Origin of the sequence: Flavobacterium sp. NG2, assembly GCF_034119845.1 — a bacterium.
Taxonomy (GTDB): domain Bacteria; phylum Bacteroidota; class Bacteroidia; order Flavobacteriales; family Flavobacteriaceae; genus Flavobacterium.
The window spans coordinates 2,037,518-2,060,258 of the sequence record NZ_CP139420.1; the positions used below are offsets into that span (position 1 = coordinate 2,037,518).

At 34.8% G+C, this 22,741-nt stretch carries 12 protein-coding genes; all 12 read left to right on the forward strand.

What is annotated here, in order from left to right; translation table 11 throughout:
• Positions 1-301: 301 nt before the first annotated feature.
• The 12 genes from SLW70_RS08625 to SLW70_RS08680 all read left to right on the forward strand — a co-directional run bounded on the left by SLW70_RS08625 (position 302) and on the right by SLW70_RS08680 (position 22,721).
• Positions 302-3,373 (forward strand): Ig-like domain-containing protein, encoded by a 3,072-nt coding sequence (locus SLW70_RS08625; protein WP_320891705.1) that lies wholly within the window; start codon positions 302-304, stop codon positions 3,371-3,373.
• Positions 3,374-4,841: 1,468 nt separating this feature from the next.
• On the forward strand, positions 4,842-6,632 hold the full coding sequence (locus tag SLW70_RS08630; RefSeq protein ID WP_320891706.1) for an alpha-L-fucosidase: 1,791 nt from the start codon (positions 4,842-4,844) through the stop codon (positions 6,630-6,632).
• Positions 6,633-6,674: 42 nt separating this feature from the next.
• On the forward strand, positions 6,675-8,477 hold the full coding sequence (locus SLW70_RS08635; protein WP_320891707.1) for an arylsulfatase: 1,803 nt from the start codon (positions 6,675-6,677) through the stop codon (positions 8,475-8,477).
• A 13-nt stretch (positions 8,478-8,490) separates the two neighbouring features.
• A complete protein-coding gene (locus SLW70_RS08640) occupies positions 8,491-8,829 on the forward strand; it encodes a hypothetical protein (RefSeq protein WP_320891708.1) in 339 nt (112 codons plus the stop codon).
• 49 nt (positions 8,830-8,878) lie between these two features.
• A complete protein-coding gene (locus tag SLW70_RS08645; RefSeq protein ID WP_320891709.1) occupies positions 8,879-10,012 on the forward strand; it encodes an alpha/beta hydrolase fold domain-containing protein in 1,134 nt (377 codons plus the stop codon).
• 75 nt (positions 10,013-10,087) lie between these two features.
• Positions 10,088-11,038 carry a T9SS type A sorting domain-containing protein gene (locus SLW70_RS08650; protein WP_320891710.1) on the forward strand — a complete coding sequence of 317 codons (951 nt, stop codon included), beginning with the start codon at positions 10,088-10,090 and terminating at the stop codon, positions 11,036-11,038.
• A gap of 218 nt (positions 11,039-11,256) precedes the next feature.
• Positions 11,257-13,662, forward strand: coding sequence for a T9SS type A sorting domain-containing protein (locus SLW70_RS08655; protein ID WP_320891711.1), 2,406 nt, complete (start codon positions 11,257-11,259; stop codon positions 13,660-13,662).
• Positions 13,663-14,101: 439 nt separating this feature from the next.
• Positions 14,102-15,559 carry a sulfatase gene (locus SLW70_RS08660; RefSeq protein WP_320891712.1) on the forward strand — a complete coding sequence of 486 codons (1,458 nt, stop codon included), beginning with the start codon at positions 14,102-14,104 and terminating at the stop codon, positions 15,557-15,559.
• Positions 15,560-15,652: 93 nt separating this feature from the next.
• On the forward strand, positions 15,653-17,116 hold the full coding sequence (locus tag SLW70_RS08665; RefSeq protein WP_320891713.1) for an alpha-L-fucosidase: 1,464 nt from the start codon (positions 15,653-15,655) through the stop codon (positions 17,114-17,116).
• A 9-nt stretch (positions 17,117-17,125) separates the two neighbouring features.
• Positions 17,126-17,989 (forward strand): SGNH/GDSL hydrolase family protein, encoded by an 864-nt coding sequence (locus tag SLW70_RS08670; RefSeq protein ID WP_320891714.1) that lies wholly within the window; start codon positions 17,126-17,128, stop codon positions 17,987-17,989.
• 10 nt (positions 17,990-17,999) lie between these two features.
• The gene (locus tag SLW70_RS08675; protein WP_320891715.1) at positions 18,000-19,502 is read left to right on the forward strand and encodes a sulfatase; all 1,503 of its coding nucleotides are present in this window, start codon (positions 18,000-18,002) and stop codon (positions 19,500-19,502) included.
• Between the two features lie 30 nt (positions 19,503-19,532).
• Entirely contained in the window at positions 19,533-22,721 is a 3,189-nt protein-coding gene (locus tag SLW70_RS08680) for a TonB-dependent receptor (RefSeq protein WP_320891716.1), read from the forward strand.
• The last annotated feature ends 20 nt before the right edge of the window (positions 22,722-22,741 follow it).

The window sequence follows — 22,741 nt, forward strand, 5'->3', positions numbered from 1 at the left end:
ACACTGTTCTTAAAATGGTAAACAACCAATTTTGGTTTTCAATTTCGGTTGTTTTTTTTAAAATTTTTATACTTCAAAAATTGAGCAAAACCTCCGTTGCTTTTAAATTTAATTAAATATTTGATTAAGAGTTATTGATGTATTTATTTATAGTTTTTTTGATTGAATACAGCATTAAAATTACACGATATGAGTAAATGTTTTTGGGTAATTTAATACATATTTGTAATGATTGATTACTGTTTAGTATTTATAAATCACTGAAAATCAGTTACGCTTAACAATCAAATAAAAATGAAATATGATTAAAAAACTACCAAGGAAAATTAATCCAATTTTACTATTTCAAATACTACTGGCTTGTAGCTTCTTTTTACATAGTAATTTAGGTTACTCTCAGGTTTACTTTGATGAATCTGCGCCCTTTTTAGTGAAATCAATAGAGGGAGCTGCAACTTGGACTAAGGACGTTTCAAGTGGTGATTTTATTTATAATAACGGAGGTACAGTATATAGTCGGCGTGCTATGCTTTATTCTGCTGCTGCTTATCAATCGAACGATGGATTTAAGTTGACAATTGAATATACCACGGGATCCATTGATGAAACTGCTGCACATAATTTTTCATTTGGTCTTATTAGCGATGAGACTGATTTAGCTACTTATTCAGGTTTCAATCCATTTAAAACGGAGACATCAGTTTATAGTATTGGAGTCAACCTTACTACCGATGACGATATAACAGCCAGAGGATTAAATTTTACAAACGGAACGTCACGGCTTACCTTAGATCAGTCAGGTTCACGAGCTCAATTTGCAACAGGGGCAACTACTAAAGTTACTATTGAGATTGGTATTGGAGGCTATTGGTCGTATCGTATTAACGATGTTTATGAGGCATCAGGAGTTTTAGTAAATGGATTCGATTTGACTAAAAGTTATCAGGTTGCCATTTATGGACAAGATGATAATGGAGGCGGAAAATCTATTCAATCTATTACGTTAGAAAAAAGATATGCTGCGGGTGAACGTGCCGCGCATTTGAAAGGAACTTGGAATTCTGAGATAGATGTTGATTTATTAGATGATAGGATAAAGAATCTTAAAACACTAGATCGTATTGGAGTTAGTTTTACAAATGGAGCTGTACTATCTGCACAACATTATGCGCCTCATAAATTGTTTGATATGCTCGCAGGAGGAGATGCCGTAGCACCAGCCTGGGGCAATTTAAATTCAGATACTCCTCAAAATGATAAAATGTTGACCGATATTTTAAAAATTAAAGCAGCTGGATTTAATGTGAAAGCCTATACAAATTCAGAAAATTTTGTGGGAACAAATGAAGCTTCACTTCAACCGTTTGTTGATAGTTGGATAGCCTATTGCGATATAAATCCCGAGATTCAGGCTTTTATCAATAGCCAGCCTTATCATACTGGTATATGGAATGCCACTACCCAACAGTACGAAGATGCAACAGCTACTTATCCATTGCGAAAATACATGTTTTGTTATGCTGAATATTTTCTTAAAGACTACGCATTGCGTTATGGTAAGTATTTTGATTCCTGGATTTTTGATTCAGGTAATACGATGGAAAGCAATGGCGATAATGCAAAAAGTGGTCTATTTGAGGAGCAAAGGATTTACCAAGCTTTTGCCAATGCGGTACATGCAGGTAATCCTGAAATACCTGTAGCTTTTAATAATGGTAGAAGTACCGTAAATTATAATGCATTTCCTTATGCAATTCCTACTCGATTTGATGATTTTACCTTTGGTCACGCTTTTGGAGGAAATAACGATCACGCTAGTAAAACAGGTGGTCAATTTGCTAATAATTACAATTATATTAGTCGCATGACGGCAACTGATGGGGCAGTACATTCGGGAGGAAATTGGACTTGGGACGATAAAATAGTGGGGAATTTTCATTCGAAGTTATCCACAGCGGCATGGAAATATGGTGCCACCCAAGCATGGGAACAAGATGATTTTAATCAGTGGAATCTAGAGGCGATGAAAGCAGGTGGTTCTATGACATGGGGTGGTTCCTATAATAGAGATGTAACAGCTATTTATGATTGGGTGTATGTTTTATTAGAAGGAATGGACAATTATTTGGCAGCAAACGAAAATCCAGGAGCACCCAACTGGGCAAGAGCGCATACAATTTTACCTAAGGCTTTTACAGGACAGTCTTATTCACACAAATTAAGAGAAGGTATTGATTTTTGGGATCCAGAAGGAGATGCCATGACGCTTATTGCTTTAGATAATTTTCCTTCTTGGTTATCAATTTCCAAGATAGCCGATGGGGTTTGGGAATTAAGTGGTACACCCACTGAGACTACAAATTCGAGTTACGAATTTAAATTGCAAGCAAGCGATGCTTCAGGCGGAACTAGTAGAACAGTAAATCTAAATGTTTTGGACTCTAATGCTATTCAAGTTTCTGGGGTTGCTATTTCAAAAAACAATGCTTATTTAATTAAAGATGAAACTTTAACGCTTAGCGCGGAAGTAAGTCCGACAAATGCAGTTAATAAAAATATAATTTGGAGCAGTAGTGCACCTACTATTGCTAGTGTTGATTCAAACGGTTTAGTAAAAGGGCTGGCTGTGGGTAACGCAATCATATCGGCTACTATAGAGGATGGTGGTTTTGTTAGTAGCTGTATGCTAACAGTTGTCGATGGGACAAATTTTAATCTTGCTCTAATAGGGACAGCTACTCAGTCATCGACAGATTTTGGAGCAGTTGCCAGCCGAGCGATTGATGGGAATACGGATGGTACTTTTGGTAATGGTTCTGTAACACATACTTTAACAGAAGTAAATCCATGGTGGCAAGTTGATTTAGGTTATGAAACAACTATAGGCACAATTAAGCTTTTTAATAGACTGGGCTCTAATTACACTAGATTATCTAATTACACTCTTAGTATCTATAACGCAAGTGGAGTTCCAGTATATTCGGAAACCTTTGCTGAAGCCCCGAATTTAACTACATCCATTAATGTTGGGGGAGTGAGGGGACAAATTGTAAAAATCCAGTTAAACAACACAAATCCTTTATCATTGGCAGAAGTAGAAGTTTATAAAGAATCTAATTTATCAGTAAATAAAATCACTGAAAAAAGTATAATATTTTATCCAAATCCAGCAAAGGATGTTTTGAATTATGATTTAAAAGAGGGAGGTAGGTTTACTCATTTGGTAATTTATTCTATATCGGGTCAGCAAATCGCAAGCTATAAAATTGACAACTCTACAGGTCAAATCAATCTCAAAGGAATCGAAAGAGGGGGCTATATTTTAAAAGCTTTTGGAGATTCAACTATAGTATCCAAGTTTATTAAAGAGTAGTAAAAAAAAATGTTTAAAGTTTAAATATAAAAGATTTTTCTTATTATGCTACGGTTAAATAGTTTTAACATTTTGATTAGTAATAACAACAAGCCACAAGAAAGGATTCTTGCGGCAGCGGGGGCAACTTCTTATATATTAGAAAATTTAGCTAATCTAATTGACCGATCAGTTGATTGCAATGTTGGACAGGGATTGCGGTCTGTTCTTGAACCTTAATTAAAACAAATTATGATAAAAAGTTTTTATAGATATATCTGTTATATTGTTTACAAAAGAGCATTGCTTTCATCCAAAGGAATATCAGGCATTGAAAGTAAACCTCATGCTTACGTGAATTTTCTTATGTTAATGTCAATTATACCAAGTATTATTTTAGTTTTAAAATTTGGTAATTTGATTCTACCATACGAAAAACAAAGGACTCTTGGGATATTGATTTATGTGTTAGTATTTATGATTCCTTTAATGTTTCTTATTTTTTTGCTAATTAAACGATCTTACATAGAGAACTTAACTTTAGAAGAAGAAGAAATTAAAAAAAATAAAAGAATTCTATGGCTAATAATTTTGGCGTTTTTATTATATTTTATAATGAAAATTATTATTGTTAGAACCTGATCGCGCAAGTTTGTAATCGGTCGTTAGCGCATGTATTTACCTATGCCCACAACAGTGAGCAAACATTTTAAACAAAAAGTTGTAGTCGTAAAAAGCTACAACTTTTTTGTTTTATATAGGTAGAGAATGTTATTCTAACCCCGATGGAGCAGGCTTGTTTACCAACTCGTATCCACAAAAATTGATAAATACCACAAAACTACAACGAAAAAAAAAGTTGTAGTTTTAACTAGAAAATAATGTACTAACCCTACTAGAGTTTAAAACTCTAGCAGGGTTTTTTGCGTAAAAAAGTAAACCAGATAATTCGGTTTCTTTTTATTTTGAGGGTAAAAGTATTTCTTTCATTGCTCTTGTTCCTGTGAAAATCCGCTTTATTTGTTGAGCCAGCCTGTTGGCTGACAGCGCTGTGTTCCAATGCGTAATTTAGGTCTGATATTCTTAAAACAGAAAATTTTATCAGGATTAAATCCCCTTCAAAATGGAATACTTTCCTTGTGTAATAATCGTATTTCTCTAAAAACAGCAATTTCTTTTCAGTGATTTTGTTTAAAAAATCAATGGTTGATTTGAGTAATCAACATGGGTTAACCCCTTTAAAATAAGGAGTTGTTGTTGCTTCAATCAACCCGATTGAATTCAGCAATAAAAAAGCACGATAGCAGTAAGGGCATTTGGCTTTTGTTGATTCATATTTGTATTCATCGATTGAACGTATAGGAGTTATGTTTGATTATGAAGTTATAGGATGGGATATAAATAGTGAAAACGAATTAGACCCAAAAGTGAGATTGAATATTCCATTTTGTATAACTAGAAACTAATTCGTTTAAAAAGAATAATAATTATGTTTAAAAAAAGAAAACAACATCTATCGCTAGTAGCAGCAATGCTTTTTGCTCTTCCTGCTTTTTCTCAAGAAACAGGAGACAATCAACAAAGTATGGATAAGATGTGGGGTGAAGCTTCCGTTTCTGGTGATGCTTTGAAAAACGGAAAGGCAAAACTTTTTGATGAAAGTAATTTTGGAATGTTTATTCACTGGGGGTTGTTCTCAAAATTGGCAGGACAATGGAAAGGGAAAACCTATTATGGTATTGGAGAATGGATTATGAATCCAAGAGTTGCCAATATCCCTCCAAAAGAATATATGGAAATCGCTAAAGATTTTAATCCAACAGATTTTGATGCCAAAGCCATTGCGCAATTAGCAAAGGATGCAGGAATGAAATATATAATCATCACGAGTAAGCATCATGAAGGTTTTGCAATGTTTGATTCAAAGGCAGATGCTTTTAATATTGTAAAAGCCACTCCATTTAAGCGTGACCCTATGAAAGAACTGTCTCAGGCATGTCACGATTTAGGACTGGGATTTGGTTTTTATTATTCGCATAATCAAGATTGGACGACACCGGGTGGTGCAGGCGGACCTAAAAAGAATGCAAATGGTACTTCTGCTAGTTTTGAAGATTATTTCTATAAAAAATGTAAACCTCAGATAAAAGAAATTTGTTCGAACTATGGAGACATCGATTTTATTTGGTTTGACACTCCTGGAGGGATGAAAAAAGAATTAGTGATGGAGTTGGCCGACTTGGTAAAGGAATTACAGCCTAATGCCATGTTGTGTAGCCGTGTGGGGTATGGATTAGGAGATTATGTGAGTCATGGCGATATGGAAGTGCCTCATAAAAACTTAGATATTTTATGGGAAAGCTGTGATACCAACAATGATTCATGGTCGTATGCTTGGTATGATAATAATTTCAAAGGGCCTAAAGAAATATTAAGCCGATTGATTTCTACTATCGGTCGTGGTGGAACGTATTTATTCAATATTGGTCCTGATGGAAAAGGAAAGGTTCCCGAAACAGGTGCTCAATTTTTAGAGGATGCAGGAAAATGGATTAAAAAGTATCCTCAAGTGATTTATGGTGCGGGTAGTTCGCCTTGGGGTCATGCCCAAGCTTGGGGTGATGTCACGACACAAGGGAATTCCTTATTCCTTTCAGTGTTCAACTGGCCACAAGACGGAAAATTATACTTACCAGGTTTAGAAACTGAAATTGCTTCTGCTAAAATTTTAGGTAATGATGCGAAGGAGTTGGAATTTGAGAAAAAAAACAATTGGACCGTATTCCATGTTCCTTATAAAGTACCAGAAAACCCTGTTTCGGTTATAGAAGTGAAATTAAAAGCGAAAGCGACAGTAGATACAACTCAAGCCATTTACCCAAACATAGCTTCTGATTTGTTAACAGAATTTGCTGAGGTCAAAGCAGCTGAGAAAAAATCAATCCGTTGGATGGAAAAATTTGGCGAGTGGAAACGAACGACACAAGTTAGCCAATGGAAAAAGAACGGGACTGCTACTTGGACTGTCAATGTTTTGGAACCTGGAAAATATTATTTGCATTTAAACTATGCTGGCTCGGGACGTTTGGTTTGGAAAACGATTACTGATGAGGGGGTTATGGTTCAAAACCAACAAGCGGCTACTGAGAAATATGAGAGCTATCCGATGGGGATTTTAGAATTTAAAACACCAGGAAAACATACCGTTAGCGTTTCATTAGTGGAAGGGAATCCTGAAACATCCAGTTTGAAATCGGTGCTTATTGAGCCAATCCATTAATACAGAAATAACTAGTATCATAAAAACAATAAAACATTAAAAATGACTAATTCAAACCAATTTATAGGACTTATAGCGCTACTGACAGTTTTGATTTTCAGTACCACGGTGAGTTCTCAAAATAAAAACAAAAAACCAAATGTCATCATAGTAATTACTGATGATCAAGGTTATGGGGATTTAGGGCATACAGGAAATACCATTATTAAAACGCCAACGATAGATCAGTTTGCAAAACAAGGGGTGAGTTTAACCAACTATCATGTAGGAACAACTTGTGCACCTACTAGAGCAGGTTTGATGACAGGAAGAAACTGCAATAGAAATGGAGTATGGCACACTATTATGGGAGCTTCTATGCTAAATAGAGAGGAAGTAACCCTAGCGGATGTGTTTAAAAATAATGGGTATAAAACGGGAATGTTTGGGAAATGGCATTTAGGTGACAACCATCCTTTTAGTCCAAATGATAGAGGTTTTGAAGAAGCTTTTTATCATGGAGGTGGAGGTGTAGGTCAAACACCTGATTACTGGAACAATGATTATTTTGATGATACCTATTTAAGAAATGGAACTCCTGAAAAAGTGGCGGGATATTGTACCGATGTATGGTTTCAAGAAGCAACAAAATTTATTGAGAGTAAAAAAGACAGTCCGTTTTTATGTTATTTGAGTTTGAATGCGCCTCATTCACCCTATAACGTACCCAAAGAGTATTATGACCTTTATAAAGATGAAAGCAGTTTGATAGAATCTCAAAAGCGTTTTTATGGAATGATTACCAATATAGATGACAATTTTGCAAAACTCTTAAAAAAATTAGACGATTTAAAAATTGCCGATAATACTATTATCATTTTCACTACAGATAACGGAACATCTAATGGTTATAAAGTTGATGAAAAGACGGGTCAGGTACATGGTTATAATGCGGGAATGAAAGGAACAAAATCTAGTGAATACGATGGTGGACACCGAGTTCCATTTATCATTAGATGGCCTAATGGGAAATTGACTTCAGGAAAGTCATTGCCTGAATTGACAGCTCATGTAGATATGCTTCCTACACTATGTTCGTTAGCCAAAATCAAATTTAAGTCGGATAAAATAATGGATGGTACAGACATCAGTGGGTATTTAACAGGGAAATCCAAGCTAAAAGAACGAATGTTAGTTACGGATACACAACGTATTTCTTGGCCTGAAAAAGGAAAAAATAGTTGCGTGATGGATGGTTCATGGCGATTGATTAATGGGAAAGAGTTATATGATACAAAAAATGACCCAGGGCAAACTAAAAACTTGGCTCAAAATTTTCCTGATCGTGTGACTAAAATGAATGCTTTTTATGCTAGTTGGTGGGATAGTGTTATCAAAGAAACCAAATATTCTACTATTGATTTAGGGGTAGATGAGCATGAGGTAATTACTTGTCATGATGCCAGAACAATTGATTATTTGCCACCATGGAATCAGGAAATGATTAGAGAAGGGAACCCAATGAAACCAGCACCATTCTTTGTGAATTTTGTAAAATCAGGAAGTTATAAAATTAAATTAGGTCGTTGGCCTGAAGAAAGTGGTGTGGCTTTAGGAGCTGAAATCAATGACGAAAGACCGGCTACACTTAATTATGAGTCTCGTGGTAAAGGAAAAGCAATGAAGTTTAAAAAAGCCTTTGTTAAAATTGGGGATAAAGAAACAAGTGTTGCGGTAAATAATAATTTCCAAACAGCCGACTTAGAACTAACAATTGAAAAAGGAAAAACCGAACTATTGGCATGGTTTGAAATGGAAAATGGAGAATTAACTAATGCATTTTATATAAACGTTGAAAAAAAATAAAAACATGAAAAAAATGATTACAGTAGTTGCTTTAATGTTAATAGCATTTTCAGCAAAATCACAAAAGAAAAAAGGTAGTATTAATAAAGATTGCTTTTTACAAAATGCAGTTTCCACATTTAACTTATCTGAAGACAGTAAAAGTAAATTAAATGAACTACTGAAAGGGAAAGAGGAGGCGATTACTGCTATTCGTACTAAAGCTAAAGCAAACGAAATTTCTGGTGATGAAGTCAAAAGCCAGATGAGAGCAGTTAACAAAGGATACTTAGGTGAAGTAGCAACTCTGGTAGGTAAAAACAAAAAAGAAGTCATGACTTTTGAGAAAGAAGTTCGAAAAACATGTAAATAAAAAGGCATACACGCAATTTCAAATTGTTGAATATTTTATTCTAAAAAAAATGAGAACGATATTGTTATATAACAAGAGCTATGCAATTTCAAGAAAAATGGTTTTGAGTTTTCTTTCGTTAGTTGCATTTGTGGCACAAGCGCAACAAATGGAAACTAAAGTGGATTATAAAACTGAATTTTCAAAACTGGATAGCAATAACAATAGTGCGCTTGAAAGAGAAGAGGTAGTGCAAACCTGGGCTCAACTAAGAACATACGATACTGATAAGAATAATAAAATCTCATTAGAAGAATTTTCAAAATATAATATTCCGTATTTGAAAACCAAAGGGACTATTAATTTGAATGTAAAATATAAGTCAACCAAAGAAGAGGATTTGTATTTGGATATTTATTATCCATCCACAAAATCAGATACTAAAGGATATCCTATTATGCTGTACACCCATGGAGGTGGTTGGTTTACTGGCAGCAAGGAAAATATTACTAGATCACCAGTTAATGAACCTTTTTTAGCATTAGTAGAACAAGGCTTTGCTGTAGTATCCATCAATTACCGTTTGACTAAGCTAAAATCGGTTTTGATGAAAGATTGCGTGGTAGATGCCATGGATGCGGTTCGATACTTATCCAAAAATCAAAAATCATTAGGGTTAGATGCTAATCGTGTCTATGTTTTAGGTGATTCAGCTGGGGGACATCTGGCACAAATGATTACACTGGCTAACCCAAATGATTTTAAAGGAGATAAAAATTTGTTTGGCAATCCATATAAAGTAATTGCAGGCGTTTCCTGGTACGGTCCTTCTGATTTTACTGAAAAAAGATTCTTTGAAACCAATGACCCATCTAAAGAAGCTGATCGTTTTAGTTCCAGAATTACTAAAACAGAAAAAAATCCCGATAAAATCGCTGCGATGTACAAAGAGATGAGTCCGGTGTTTTATTTGACTAAAAACAGTCCGCCTTTATTTATGATGGCTGCTGATAATGATACTACTATTCCTGTTATACATGCCTACCACATGAAAGAAAAAGCAGATAGTATTCAGGCTAATGTGGAGATGCTCATCGTAAAGAACGCAGGACACAATTGGCGAAAAGCAGGAGGGAACATTGAACCAACACTAGAAGTTATTACCCAAAAGACTGTGGACTTCTTCCTGAAATACAAACTATAAATCAAGTTTCAATAAGAAACAAAAAGCAATTTTAAATTCAATTATTAACATTTATTAACATTCAATTTTTACATTATGAAAAACAATTACTTAAACAATGGATTAAAAAACGGGCTTAAAGCTTTAGCGTTTTTATGTGTATTCGTATACACAAATGTGAGTGCACAAACTAGTGCTACAAAAGTTCTAACTGTTGCAGCAAGTGCTACTTGGCCTGGTTATGATCATACTGCTGGTGTTGTAAAATTTACAACTGATGAAATAACACAAGATGGTGCCACTTTTAAATTACAAATATCAGTAACTGCAATTTCTGGTGGTGCTGCAGCTGGAATTTCAGCTGATGCAAATGGTTGGGGACCAACTAATTCAACTGATACTAGTGTAAGAGCTTCTTTTGATGATATAGGTGATGAGAATGCCACCATAAGTTCAATCGAGGTGGTTGATTTTAACGGAGGTACTAATTCTTATGACGTATCTAGTATTTCGGGTCTTAAATTCCAATCTGTAGATATTTCTTTTGCAAACAATGCTTCTGATAAAGTAGGAATTGGAGCTAACGGGGGTACTGTTTTAGAACTTGGAAGATTAAGTGCTAGTCCGTATACTATTCCATTTGATGGTAATTTTGTTAATAATGCTGGTACAACATTTAATTTAGCTACACCAAACGCGACTTCTTTTAATATTTCAGTTATAGATAATGGTAATAATCAATCTAATAGATTTGCTATTGGAGGCATAACAATTGCTTATACATTTACTCCTATAACTCTTGGAGTTAATGATTTTGCAACTGTTTCAAAAAGTGGATTAATTGTGAGTCCAAATCCTGCAGTGGATACAGTAGCATTGAATATGACTGTAAAATCAGCTGAAATTGTTGACATGACAGGTAGAACTGTACAAACTTTTAATGGTGAAACAGCAAGTTTAGATGTTTCTGGTTTGGAATCAGGTACATATATTTTAAAAGCTATCAATCTAGAAGGTCAAGTGTTTACTGCAAAAATTATTAAATAATATAATTTTTAGGCTTTAGCATAAAAAAAATCATTAAGAAATTAAGAGCATTAAGTTTTATGAGCTTAACTAATCTTAATTTCTTAATGTATTATAAAAATATAGCCAACCACTATATTTAAAATAGTAAAATGAGTTGAATAAATGTTTTTCATTTGAAGTCTCTTTATTAGAAACTTATTTTTCTAAGCCTATTAAACCAACCGCTAACTATATCCATGAAAAATGTATTTATCAGCTTTATGAAACCTGTATATACTATACAATTCAGTATGGTATGTATGCTTTTGATAACAATCCAAGGGTATGCTCAAGTTCCAGACCCTAATCAAGGATTGCGGGCAGCTTGGATGCGAGGGGCATTGGGTATGCTATGGTTACCCGAACGTACTTTTAACGGCAATATTGAAGGGATAAGGATAGATAACTTTTTAACACAAATTAAGGACATCAGAACTGTTGATTATATCCAAATTCCGTTAACTAGTCCCAATATTTTTTCACCTACACATGTTGCACCACATCCTATCATTGAGAGTTTATGGCGAGGGGATACAGATTCAAATGGGAAACCTAGAAACTTGGTGGTGCCAAGAGCTTCCGTTGATGACCCTTTTTTAAGTTGGCTTAAAGCACTTAGAGCAGCGGGTTTAAAAACAGAGGTCTATGTGAATTCTTATAATTTATTAGCACGTGTTGAAGGAACTAGTCAGCCAGATTTCCCAGATGTATCTACACGCTGGATGGAGTGGTGCGATACAAATGCTGAGGCTCAGGCCTTTATTAATAGTAAATCGTATCACAATGGTCCTGGCCGACGTAAGTATATGTTCTGTTATGCCGAATTTATTCTTAAAGAATATGCTGAACGCTATGGCGATTTAATTGATGCTTGGTGTTTTGATTCTGCCGATAATATTATGGCAAATGAGTGCGGTGACGATCCCGCTTCAGAAAATCTAGAGCATCAAAGAATTTATCAGGCTTTTGCTAATGCTGTTCACGCAGGAAATCCTAATGCAGCAGTAGCCTTTAATAATAGTGTTGGCGAAAGGCTAGGAAATCCATTTACTACTGCTACTTATTTTGATGATTATACCTTTGGACATCCTTTTGGAGGAGCAGGTAATATGGTAGAGAATGCTACTTTGTATAATTATAATCATCATGTGGTGGAGTTTATGCAAACCAATAATGGCTACGCTTTTAGAGACGATACTAGAAATTGGAATAACAATGTGGTCGCTCATTTCTTTCCGAAACAAAGCACAACATCATGGAATGCAGGCAATACTCCATGCTTAACAGATGAACAATTTGTAGAATGGAATGCTACAGGGATTATCAACGGAGGAGCAATCACTTGGGGAACGCCTCTAGTTCGAACAAATTTGGAAAATTCTCCTGTTCTAACGCTACAGCCTTATGCACTTACTCAGTTGAGCAAAACGGATACTTATTTCAAACAATATCAATCTCCAGGAGCACCTAATTGGTCTAGACAATATACTATTTTATCAGAAGCACATATTGGGAAATTGTATTCGTTCAATTTGATAGAAGGTACCGATATATGGGATCCAGAAGGAGATGCAATAACTTCAATTGTAGCTCAAGGTAGTTTTCCGTCTTGGTTAACAATAGCTAAAACATCGCCAGGTGTATGGACATTGAGCGGTACTCCAACAGAAACAGCGGATACCAATTATGAATTTAGCTTACGGGTAAGTGATGCTTCTGGTGGAAATAACAGAACCGTAAAACTAAAAGTAATAAAAGATGTGGTGCCTGAACCCACTAAAATTGATGTCCAAATCAAAGCTGCTGCCAATACTAATTATGGCATAAATCAAATAACGACCATGTATTCAGAAGTTCAAACAGCACCTGATGGAAAAGCAACTTATAGGTTAGCTATTGAAGTTACTCCACCCTTAGGCAAAGCAGTAATTTCTGGAATTTCAGGTGGTCCTTCAACGGAGACTTCTTGGGGTTTGGGCGATGGCTTCAATAGCAATAACGATGATATCTTTAACGGAAACGAGAATGAATGGGTACAAAGTATAAAAAACATCAAAATCATTGATTTTAATGCAAATGGAGGAACACTTACAGCAAATGATTTTAGTCCTTATTTTAAAGCAATAACTATTGAAAACGGACAATCAACTAATGATAATGTATCACTTTCAATAGGAACAACAACTGCTAATCCAGGTAAAATGGGAAGTCAAACTCAGGTTTTGGATTTGGCCTTAATATTTGGTAGTCAAAATATTACAGATTTTGCTATTGGTGTGGGAAATGCATCAGACACTAACAAATGGTCGGTGCAAGGAATCACAGTAGAAGTGACTTATGATGGAACTATACTTGCTAATGCACAGTTTAATAAAAATGAAGTGCAAGGTTTACTATTGTTTCCAAATCCTACAGATGGTTTTATAACAATAAATAAGTTGATTCATGCAGTGCAAATTATAGATATGAGTGGTCAGGTGGTGAAAATGTATGCTACTGAAACGGATACCTTAGATGTTTCAGATTTAAAAACAGGAATTTATCTTTTAAAAGGGATTAATAACGAAGAAAATATAGTTGTAAAAACATTTATCAAAAAATAATGGATAGGGGTATTTTATACATAGTGAGTTTAAGTGATAAGTAAACCAGCTATCAAAAGTCTTTTCAATCACTATAAATTGCTATAGCACTATGTGGTAAAAACCTTTTTTACTTAACAGTTAGTTTTATTGTTTTTTGAGCTTTCTTTAAAGGAATATAAGAATTTGCTATGATTTGATGTTGGAAAAGCAATGATTGATTTGAGTATACACGACTTGTTGCCCCTTGTAAATAAAGTAATATAGTTACTCATATCAATCTGATTGAATTCAGCAATAAAAATGCACGTTAGGAGTAAGTCTATTTAGGTGTTCTGGTTGCATATTTGTAAAGTATCATTTTTTTATTGAATTAGATAAAAGGGAGTGACAAATAATATCCAGTAAATCAATATAAAAAGTTAAAAAGTTTAAAACGGTTAATCAGGTAAATAATAAAATGAAAAAATCAAATTTAGTTTTAGTTCTCATTGGTTTTATTTTTTTAATAGTACAACAATCAAAAGCACAATCGAAAGATAAAAGGGCTAACATCATTTTTATTTTTGCTGATGATTGGAGCTATGCTGATTTAAGTGCTCATGGTAGTACTTGGATTAAAACACCACATATTGACCAAATGATAAAAGAGGGAATGGATTTCGCCGACTTTACAGTGGATAGCCCTGTGTGTTCTCCTAGTAGAGTAGCGGTGATGACAGGTCAATTTCCAGCCAGACAAAGTATTCACCAACATTTTCAAGGTTGGAAAGCTCACGAAAAAAGAGGGATGCCTGATTGGATGGATCCAAAAGGAATGTCATTCCCCAGAGAGTTCCAAAAAGCGGGTTATGTGACCGCTCATTTTGGCAAATGGCATTTGGGGTCAGCTCCTGATATGCCAAATGAAAAAGCTTACGGATACGATGAATATGCAACTTTTAATGGTTCCAAAAAAATTAATATCGCTAAAGCAGGTTCAGTGGGTGTTGATTATGCCGAGAATTTTATTAAAAAGAATAAAGACAAACCTTTCTTTATTAATTTATGGCTACATGAAGCGCATACTGCACATTATCCATTGAAGAAATTCATGGATGAGTTTAATAATTTGGACGAGAAACAACAGGTGTATGCGTCCGTAATTGCTGAAGGAGATGAGGCTGTAGGAAGAATTATGAAATTATTAAAAGAGTTAAATCTTGACGAAAATACCTTAGTAGTCTTCTCTACGGATAATGGTCCAGAATGGGCAGGTACAGAGAAAGATAAAATTCATAAACCAGAGAAAGGGGATGACGATGATGGTGACGATAAAGGACCTGTTGGTCTTGGAAAATATTATTCTGTGGGAGAAACAGGAGGATTGAAAGGTCAAAAAAGATCTTTATTCGCAGGTGGTGTTCGTGTGCCTTTCGTAGCCAAATGGCCCGCTGTGATTCCAAAGGGTGTTGAGAACAAAACAGCATCGGTAACCGCTGTAGATTTATTGCCTACTTTTTTTGAAGCTGCTGGAATCAAAATGCCAAAGGATTTCAAACCAGATGGTGAAAGTATTATGGCTGCTTTGAAAGGAAAATCATTTGAAAGAACCAAACCTATTTTTTGGGAATGGAGAGGCGGAGACAATTTCTTCTTTACATGGCCAACTTTAGGAGTAAGAGACGGAGATTACAAATTGGTTGTGGATGTTACTGGAAAAAAATATGAGTTATACGATATCAAAAAAGATTGGAAAGAACAAAATAATCTTGCTGAAACCAATCCTAAAAAAGTAACTGAACTGTTGAACTTAGTGGGAGACTGGAAAAAAACACTTCCAGAAAAGCCAAATGAAGATTGCTTTACAGCGGCACGAAATAAAGAAAGTAAAACGCCAAAAAAAGATAAGGTTAAGAAAGTAAAGGAAAAAGCTTAAGTTAAATTTACTAAGTTATCATAATTATAAAACGACCTTTTGCCATAAAAATATTTCACTCCCAAACAATTGAGGAAATCAAGAACATTTAAAATGAAAAAAACAATCCAAATTTTGTTAGCAACATTACTAATTAGTTGTAACGCTAAGAAAGAGCTTTCGTATGAGCAGATGAATACTTCAAAAAAACAATCTATGGAAGCATTTAACGATGCTAAATATGGGATGTTTATTCATTGGGGATTGTATGCTATTCCGGGAGGTATTTGGAAAGGCAAAAAGATGGAGGAGCTAAAAGGACCTAAGGTGGCTGAGTGGATACAATTTGGAGCCGAAATCCCAAGGGCAGAATATGCTCAATTAGCGACACAGTTCAACCCCACACAATTTGATGCCGATGCTATCGCTAAACTAGCTAAAGACGCTGGGATGAAATATTTGGTTGTTACGTCAAAACATCATGATGGCTTTGCTATGTATGACTCTAAGGTGAGCCAATACGACATAGTAGATGCAAGTCCGTATAAAAAAGATGTGGTGAAACAATTGTATGATGCTTGTAAAAAACAAGGAATTGATTTTGGTTTGTACTATTCTCATAATATTGATTGGATGGATGGTAATGATTGTGGATATACTGAATTAGTGAAAACAGGGCTTGAAATGAATGAGAAAGCCAAGCGTAAAGCAGGTGCGAATATGTGGGATCCAAGTCCCAATACGTTTACCGAATATTTGAATAACAAGGCCTATCCTCAAGTAAACGAAATCTTGACAAAATTCCCTGATTTGAAAACCTTATGGTACGATATGGGGCATTTTGTAACTCCTGAACAAAGTTTGAAGTTTTATAAAATAGCCTATGACAAACAACCTAAAATGTTGGTCAACTCAAGAGTAGGAAACGGTTTAGGTGATTTTGATATTCCGGGAGATAATGTTATTCCTCAAAACCATTTGGAGATTACAAAACCTTGGCAAACGGTGGGAACAACCAATAATTCGTGGGGATACAATTCGTATGACCACGACTGGAAATCAGTAAAAGAATTGTTGTTTTGGCTGACTGAAATAGTGAGCAAAGGAGGGAATTATATGTTGAATATTGGCCCAGATGCCACGGGTCATGTGCCTGATGAATCCGTAAACAATTTATTAGAAGTGGGGAAATGGTTAAAACTAAATGGAGAAGCGATTTACAATACCCGAAAATGGAAAATAACACATGAAGGTCCTACAAATATAGAAATGAAAGGCACCCATGATAGAGCTAATAAAGGCGATTTTAAGTTTCAGTTTAGCCCTCAAGATTTTTGGTTTACACAAAAAGAAAACCATTTATTTGTTATGGCTTTAGAATATGCAACTGCTCCTGTTGTCATTAAAAGTTTGACCAAAGAAAATGCTGGTAAAATTAAAAAGGTTAGTCAATTAGGAAACCTATCAGCAGTGCAATGGAAACAGACGACTAATGGACTGGAAGTGACATTGGATCAAAAAAATTCCAATGTTAATGGCTATGCGCTTAAAATTGAATTTTCAGAAAAATTAAAATAGTTATCGTTGATGAAAAACGCAAACAGAAGAGATTTTATCAAAGCAATAAGTGCATTGGGTTTGGCTTGTTTACTGCCTCTAGATTTACTAGGAGCAACAGGTCATGAAGGATGTCGTATTTGCAAAGAAGCTTGGAATCGTTTGAGTAAAATGAATGAAACGAGATACCAATTTAGATATATAGAGCCTAGTAGTTTACCCAATGTATTTCTTTATGGAGATTCCATTTCAATAGGATATACTGAGTATGTAAGAGCTGCTCTAGAAGGAAAAGCAAATGTGTATCGATTGCATGTAAATGGAGGTTCAAGTCACGACCTTATTCCGAAGATGGAAGCCTTTAGAAAAGCATTGTTTCAACCTAGTTTAAAAGGAGGTTGGAGTTTTGATTGGGACGTAATTCATTTTAATGTTGGATTACACGATTTGAAATATGTGGCAAATAAAGTTGAATTGGATAAAGTAAATGGAAAATTAGTATCTACGCTTGAAGTGTATGAGAAAAAACTTCGTGAAAATATCAACTATCTAAAAACGACATACCCAAAAGCGAAACTGATATTTGCTTTGACAACCGTTGTGCCTGAAGGAGAAGCAGGAAGATTTGAAGGAAGTGAAGCTAATTATAACAAGGTAGCGTTGAATGTATTGAAAGACTATCCTGAGATTACAATTAACAATTTACATGAGGTTTCAATTCCCATAATAAAAGAGTATCAAGATAAACCAGGAAGCGTTCACTATCTACCAGAGGGGTACAGATTACTAGGGATTCAGGTGGCAAAACAAATAGCCAAGCTGTTAAAAGTGAAAGTAGAAGATTGTCCCTCAGCAATGGTAATTGAAAGAAAATTTAAAGAATACGAAAAATAAAAATTAAAACATGATGTACAATAATAGAAAGGCAATCTGTTTAGTCCTAAGCATTTTTTCATTACTCATTTATTCTTGTGAGGCACAAAAGAAGGAAGAGAAGAAACCCAATATCATTTTCTTTTTTACGGATGACCAAACCTATGATTCGATGAAACATTTTGGCAATCCCGATACAAAAACACCTAATTTGGATCAATTAGCTGAAAGAGGAGTGACTTTTTTAAGGCATTATAATACGACTGCTATTTGTATGGCTAGTAGAGCCCAAGTAATGACTGGTTTATACGAATATAAAACAGGTTGTAATTTTGACCGAGGAGCATTAGGAACCAAACAATGGTCAACCTCTTTTCCTTTGTTATTGAAAGAGGTAGGTTATCGTGTTGGTTTTGGTGGGAAATTTGGATTCTCAATTTCTGATACCAGTGCTGATGAAGGAAAAGAGGGTGAAGCGGCCGAAAAAGATTTTGATTTTTGGGTAGGTAGTCCAGGTCAAACCTCTTATGTTACCAAAGAGAATAAATCTTTAGCTAAATATGCCGATAAATATCCGCATTCTACTAGAGCCTATGGAGCAGCAACCATTGATTTTATTAATGAATCTGTAAAAGGAAAACAACCGTTTTGTATGAGTGTTTTCTTTAAAGCACCTCATAAACCAGCAAATCCTGACCCAGTTTTTGACACGGTTTACAAAAATACTGTCTTTAGAAAGTTACCTAATTTTGGTAGAGAAGCAGGAAAACACCTTGCTCAACAATCTAGAATGGGCAGACAGTACGGTCGATTTACGGAATGGGGGTATGATAAAGAAGAAACGTACCAAGAAGAACTTCGCAAATACCACCAATTGATTTATGGAGTGGATTATTCGATAGGAATGATTTTAGCCGAATTAAAAAAATTAAAAATTGATGACAACACCATCATTGTTTTTGCATCTGACAATGGCTACTTTATTGGTTCTCACGGATTAGGTTCTAAAGAGTTGCCTTATGAAGAGAGTGCCCGCGCTCCTTTGATTATTGTTGATCCTCGTATGGATAAAAAATTTAGAGGTACTCAAACCAGTTCTTTATCTGCAAATGTGGATATACCAGCTACAATTCTGGATTTTGCAGGTGTGAAAACGCCTACTGTTTATGATGGAAAGAGTTTAAGACCTGTGTTGAGCAATACTAAATTTGAATCAAGAACATCACTTCCTATTGTTCAGGTATGGGGGCCAAAAGCCACTCATTGTTTGACGGTAATGGAGAAACAATACAAGTATATTTATTGGAACTATAAAGACGAAACGAAAGGGATTCATCCTACCGAAGAATTATTTGATATCATCAATGATCCTTATGAAATGAAAAACTTAGCTAACGAAACTAAATATAAACTACAATTAAATGAAATGAGAAAACTTTATGACAAACAATTGCAACATTGGAACGAACAAGGGGTCAAAAATCATGGATATGATAAAGCGGCGGCTTCATTAATCAGAACAGTGAATCAATAAAAAATTAACTAACAACCAACCAATATAAATATGAAAAAAGTTATTTTATTTTTAATTACGATGATATCAGTTACAGCTTTTTCTCAGAAAATGACTATAACGGGTACAGTAAAAGACGAATCAGGAGAAGGCCTCTTTGGTGCGACCTTGCAAATCAAAAGTACGGGAACAGGAACTACTACTGATTTAGATGGACGTTTTTCCATTGCAGCAAGTACGGGTGATATTATTACGGTTTCTTATTTAGGAACGGAAACTAAAAATGTTATTGTAAAGCAAGCAAACGTAATGCATATAAAACTTAAAGCATCAGATCTGGAATTAGATGAAGTTGTTGTTGTAGGATATGGTACTGTTAAAAAAAGTGATTTAACGGGTTCAGTTGCTAGTATTAAGGCTGAAGATATTACAAAAACAGCAACTATTTCATTAGATCAAGCTTTAGCAGGTAGAGCGGCTGGGGTAGTTGTTACTTCAAATTCTGGTGCTCCAGGAGCTGGTGCTTCAGTTACTATTAGAGGTATTAGTACAATTACAAACAGTGAACCTTTGTATGTTATTGATGGTATTCCTATGGAGAATACTAGTTTAGACGAATTATCAGCAGATACTAATGGAGGAAATAATTTGAGTCCTTTATCTTTAATTAATCCAGATGATATTGAATCGATTGAGATTTTAAAAGATGCATCTGCAACGGCTATTTATGGATCTAGAGGTTCAAATGGAGTCGTTTTGGTAACTACTAAGACCGGTAAAATTGGAAAAGGGGTAATTTCTGTTTCTAGAGATTATTCATTAGGTTCCATTCCTCATGTAAGCCGTTTGCTTGATGCAAATGAATTTATTATTCTTAAAAACCAATTGAATTTGAATAACGGAACAGGAAGTGTAGATCCACAAGAATTAGCTGATGCGCAAGCAGGGAAACTTATAACTACAGATTGGTTAAAAACAGTAACACATCCTTCAACTACCGCAAATACGAATATTAGTTTTAGTGGCGGGAATAAAGATTTACGCTATTTACTTTCGACAAATTTTTTGGATAGTAAGGGTATGATTCAATCTACCGATTTCAAACGTATTCAAACGAGATTAAACTTAGATGCTACTGTTAGTGATCTTATTAAAGTAGGAACTAGAATGACCTATTCTTATATTGATAGTGATTCACAGTCAACGAATGTGGGCCAAAATGCTGATGGATTTGGTGTTGGGAATATTATTAGAAGAGTACAAGAGGCTGATCCAACAAAAAACATTTATGAAACAATTGCAGCCGATCCAAATGATCCAGATAATCCAGATGGTATAGATCTTCAAGTCAACCCATTAGATTACCTTAATAGTAATAATTGGAATACAAAAGAATTTCAGTTTTTAGGTAGTCTGTACCTAACGTTACAATTTAGTAAAGCAGCTTATTTAAAAACTACTGTTAATTTTCAAAATAGAAATTCAAAACAACGTTTTTATCAAAATAGAGAGATAAGACCTGGTCAACCTACAGCTTTCGGAGGCTGGGCTAAAACGGGTGATTCACAAAATCTAAGTTTATCCAATTCCAATGAATTTCATTACGACAAGACTTTTGGAAAACATGCCTTTAATACCGTTTTAGGACAGTCTATAGAATATAGATCTAGTGATCGTGTAACAACAGATAATAGAGGCTTTTCTAGCGACTTACTTACACTTTATGCACCAAGCACAGCGGCAACTTATTTTGCAGATAATATAACCTTTGGAGAAAATAGTTTGCTTTCTTATTTTGGACGTATTAATTACACCTTTAATAAAAAATATTATTTTACTGTAACAGGTCGTTACGATGGTTCTTCTAAGTTTGCGGCAAATAATAAATGGGCATTTTTCCCTGCAGGAGCTTTTGCTTATAAACTATCAGAAGAGAAATTTATTAAAAATATACCTTCCATTTCTCAAGCTAAATTTCGTGTAAGTTATGGTAAGACAGGTAATCAAGCCATAACAGATTATCAATCTCTAGCGACTTATGCTCCAGATAATTATGGTGTTGGAGATGGTGCTGGTGGTGAATCAGCAACAACTATTTATTATTCGGATCAAATTCCTAATCCTAACTTGAAATGGGAATCTACCTTACAATTTGATGCAGGTCTTGATTTGGGTTTCTTTAAAAATAGAGTAACAGTAACGGCTGATTACTATTCTAAAAATACCACTGATCTTTTGTTTAGAAGCAATAAAGTAGCTGCACAATCTGGACAAGCTAATTTTGTACGAAATCTAGGGTCTATTCAATCGACAGGTTTTGAATTAGCGCTTGGATTAGACCTATTTAGAAAGAAAAATTTCTCATGGTCATTCAACGGTAATTTTTCTGTTGGAAAAGCTGTTATTAATGATTTAGCAACTGATATTAATGTAGGCCCAACTTTATCTGGTGTAGCTGGTGCGGGTACACAAATTTTGAAGAATGGTGAAAAAGTGGGTACATTCTATGGCTATAAAACAGCTGGTGTTGCTCAGTTTTCTGACTTTGTAGAGTTTCAAGGTCTCACTAATCAAGAGCAAATAGATCTTTATAATTCGAATAGATCAGGTAGTTATACTTACATTCCACGTACTGATGGGGCATTGTTTTACAATGAAGCGAATCCTTCACCTGGAAAACAATTGTTTTTTGATCCAAATGGGGATAAGACTATTACGGATGCTGATAAACAGGCTCTTGGTAATGCTCAAGCCGATGTTATGTTTGGTATTAAAAATGATTTTCGTATTGGAAATGTTGATTTTAGTTTCTTTTTTGATGCTCAATTAGGGCAGGAGATAGCCAATATCACCAATATTAGACTGTTGACATTTACTGGATCTCGTAATGCAACAGCTGTAGTTAAAGATTCTTGGAGTCCAGAAAACCAAGATACAGATTTACCTAAATTAGGGTCTGTGGTTCGTCAATTCACTGATAGGTATGTTGAGAATGGTTCTTTTGTACGCTTACAAAATGTAACTGTTGGTTATAATTTACCTAAACAATTGATTGGTAAGATTGGGCTTAATTCATTTCGTTTAAGTGCTTCTTTGAATAATATCTACACCTTTACAAAATATTCAGGTTTTAGTCCTGATGTAAGTACTTTTGGAAAAGAAAATCTTTCATTAGGTCATGATTCATCTGGATACCCTAATATTAGAAGACTTGTTTTTGGAGTAAAAGCTTCGTTTTAAGATAATTATAAAAAATTAAA

Coding starts and splice junctions, on each gene's coding strand:
- SLW70_RS08630 (WP_320891706.1), top strand. CDS start 4,842: ATGTTTAAAAAAAGAAAACAACATCTATCGCTAGTAGCAGCAATGCTT.
- SLW70_RS08675 (WP_320891715.1), top strand. CDS start 18,000: ATGATGTACAATAATAGAAAGGCAATCTGTTTAGTCCTAAGCATTTTT.
- SLW70_RS08665 (WP_320891713.1), top strand. CDS start 15,653: ATGAAAAAAACAATCCAAATTTTGTTAGCAACATTACTAATTAGTTGT.
- SLW70_RS08655 (WP_320891711.1), top strand. CDS start 11,257: ATGAAAAATGTATTTATCAGCTTTATGAAACCTGTATATACTATACAA.
- SLW70_RS08660 (WP_320891712.1), top strand. CDS start 14,102: ATGAAAAAATCAAATTTAGTTTTAGTTCTCATTGGTTTTATTTTTTTA.
- SLW70_RS08625 (WP_320891705.1), top strand. CDS start 302: ATGATTAAAAAACTACCAAGGAAAATTAATCCAATTTTACTATTTCAA.
- SLW70_RS08650 (WP_320891710.1), top strand. CDS start 10,088: ATGAAAAACAATTACTTAAACAATGGATTAAAAAACGGGCTTAAAGCT.
- SLW70_RS08640 (WP_320891708.1), top strand. CDS start 8,491: ATGATTACAGTAGTTGCTTTAATGTTAATAGCATTTTCAGCAAAATCA.
- SLW70_RS08670 (WP_320891714.1), top strand. CDS start 17,126: ATGAAAAACGCAAACAGAAGAGATTTTATCAAAGCAATAAGTGCATTG.
- SLW70_RS08645 (WP_320891709.1), top strand. CDS start 8,879: ATGAGAACGATATTGTTATATAACAAGAGCTATGCAATTTCAAGAAAA.
- SLW70_RS08680 (WP_320891716.1), top strand. CDS start 19,533: ATGAAAAAAGTTATTTTATTTTTAATTACGATGATATCAGTTACAGCT.
- SLW70_RS08635 (WP_320891707.1), top strand. CDS start 6,675: ATGACTAATTCAAACCAATTTATAGGACTTATAGCGCTACTGACAGTT.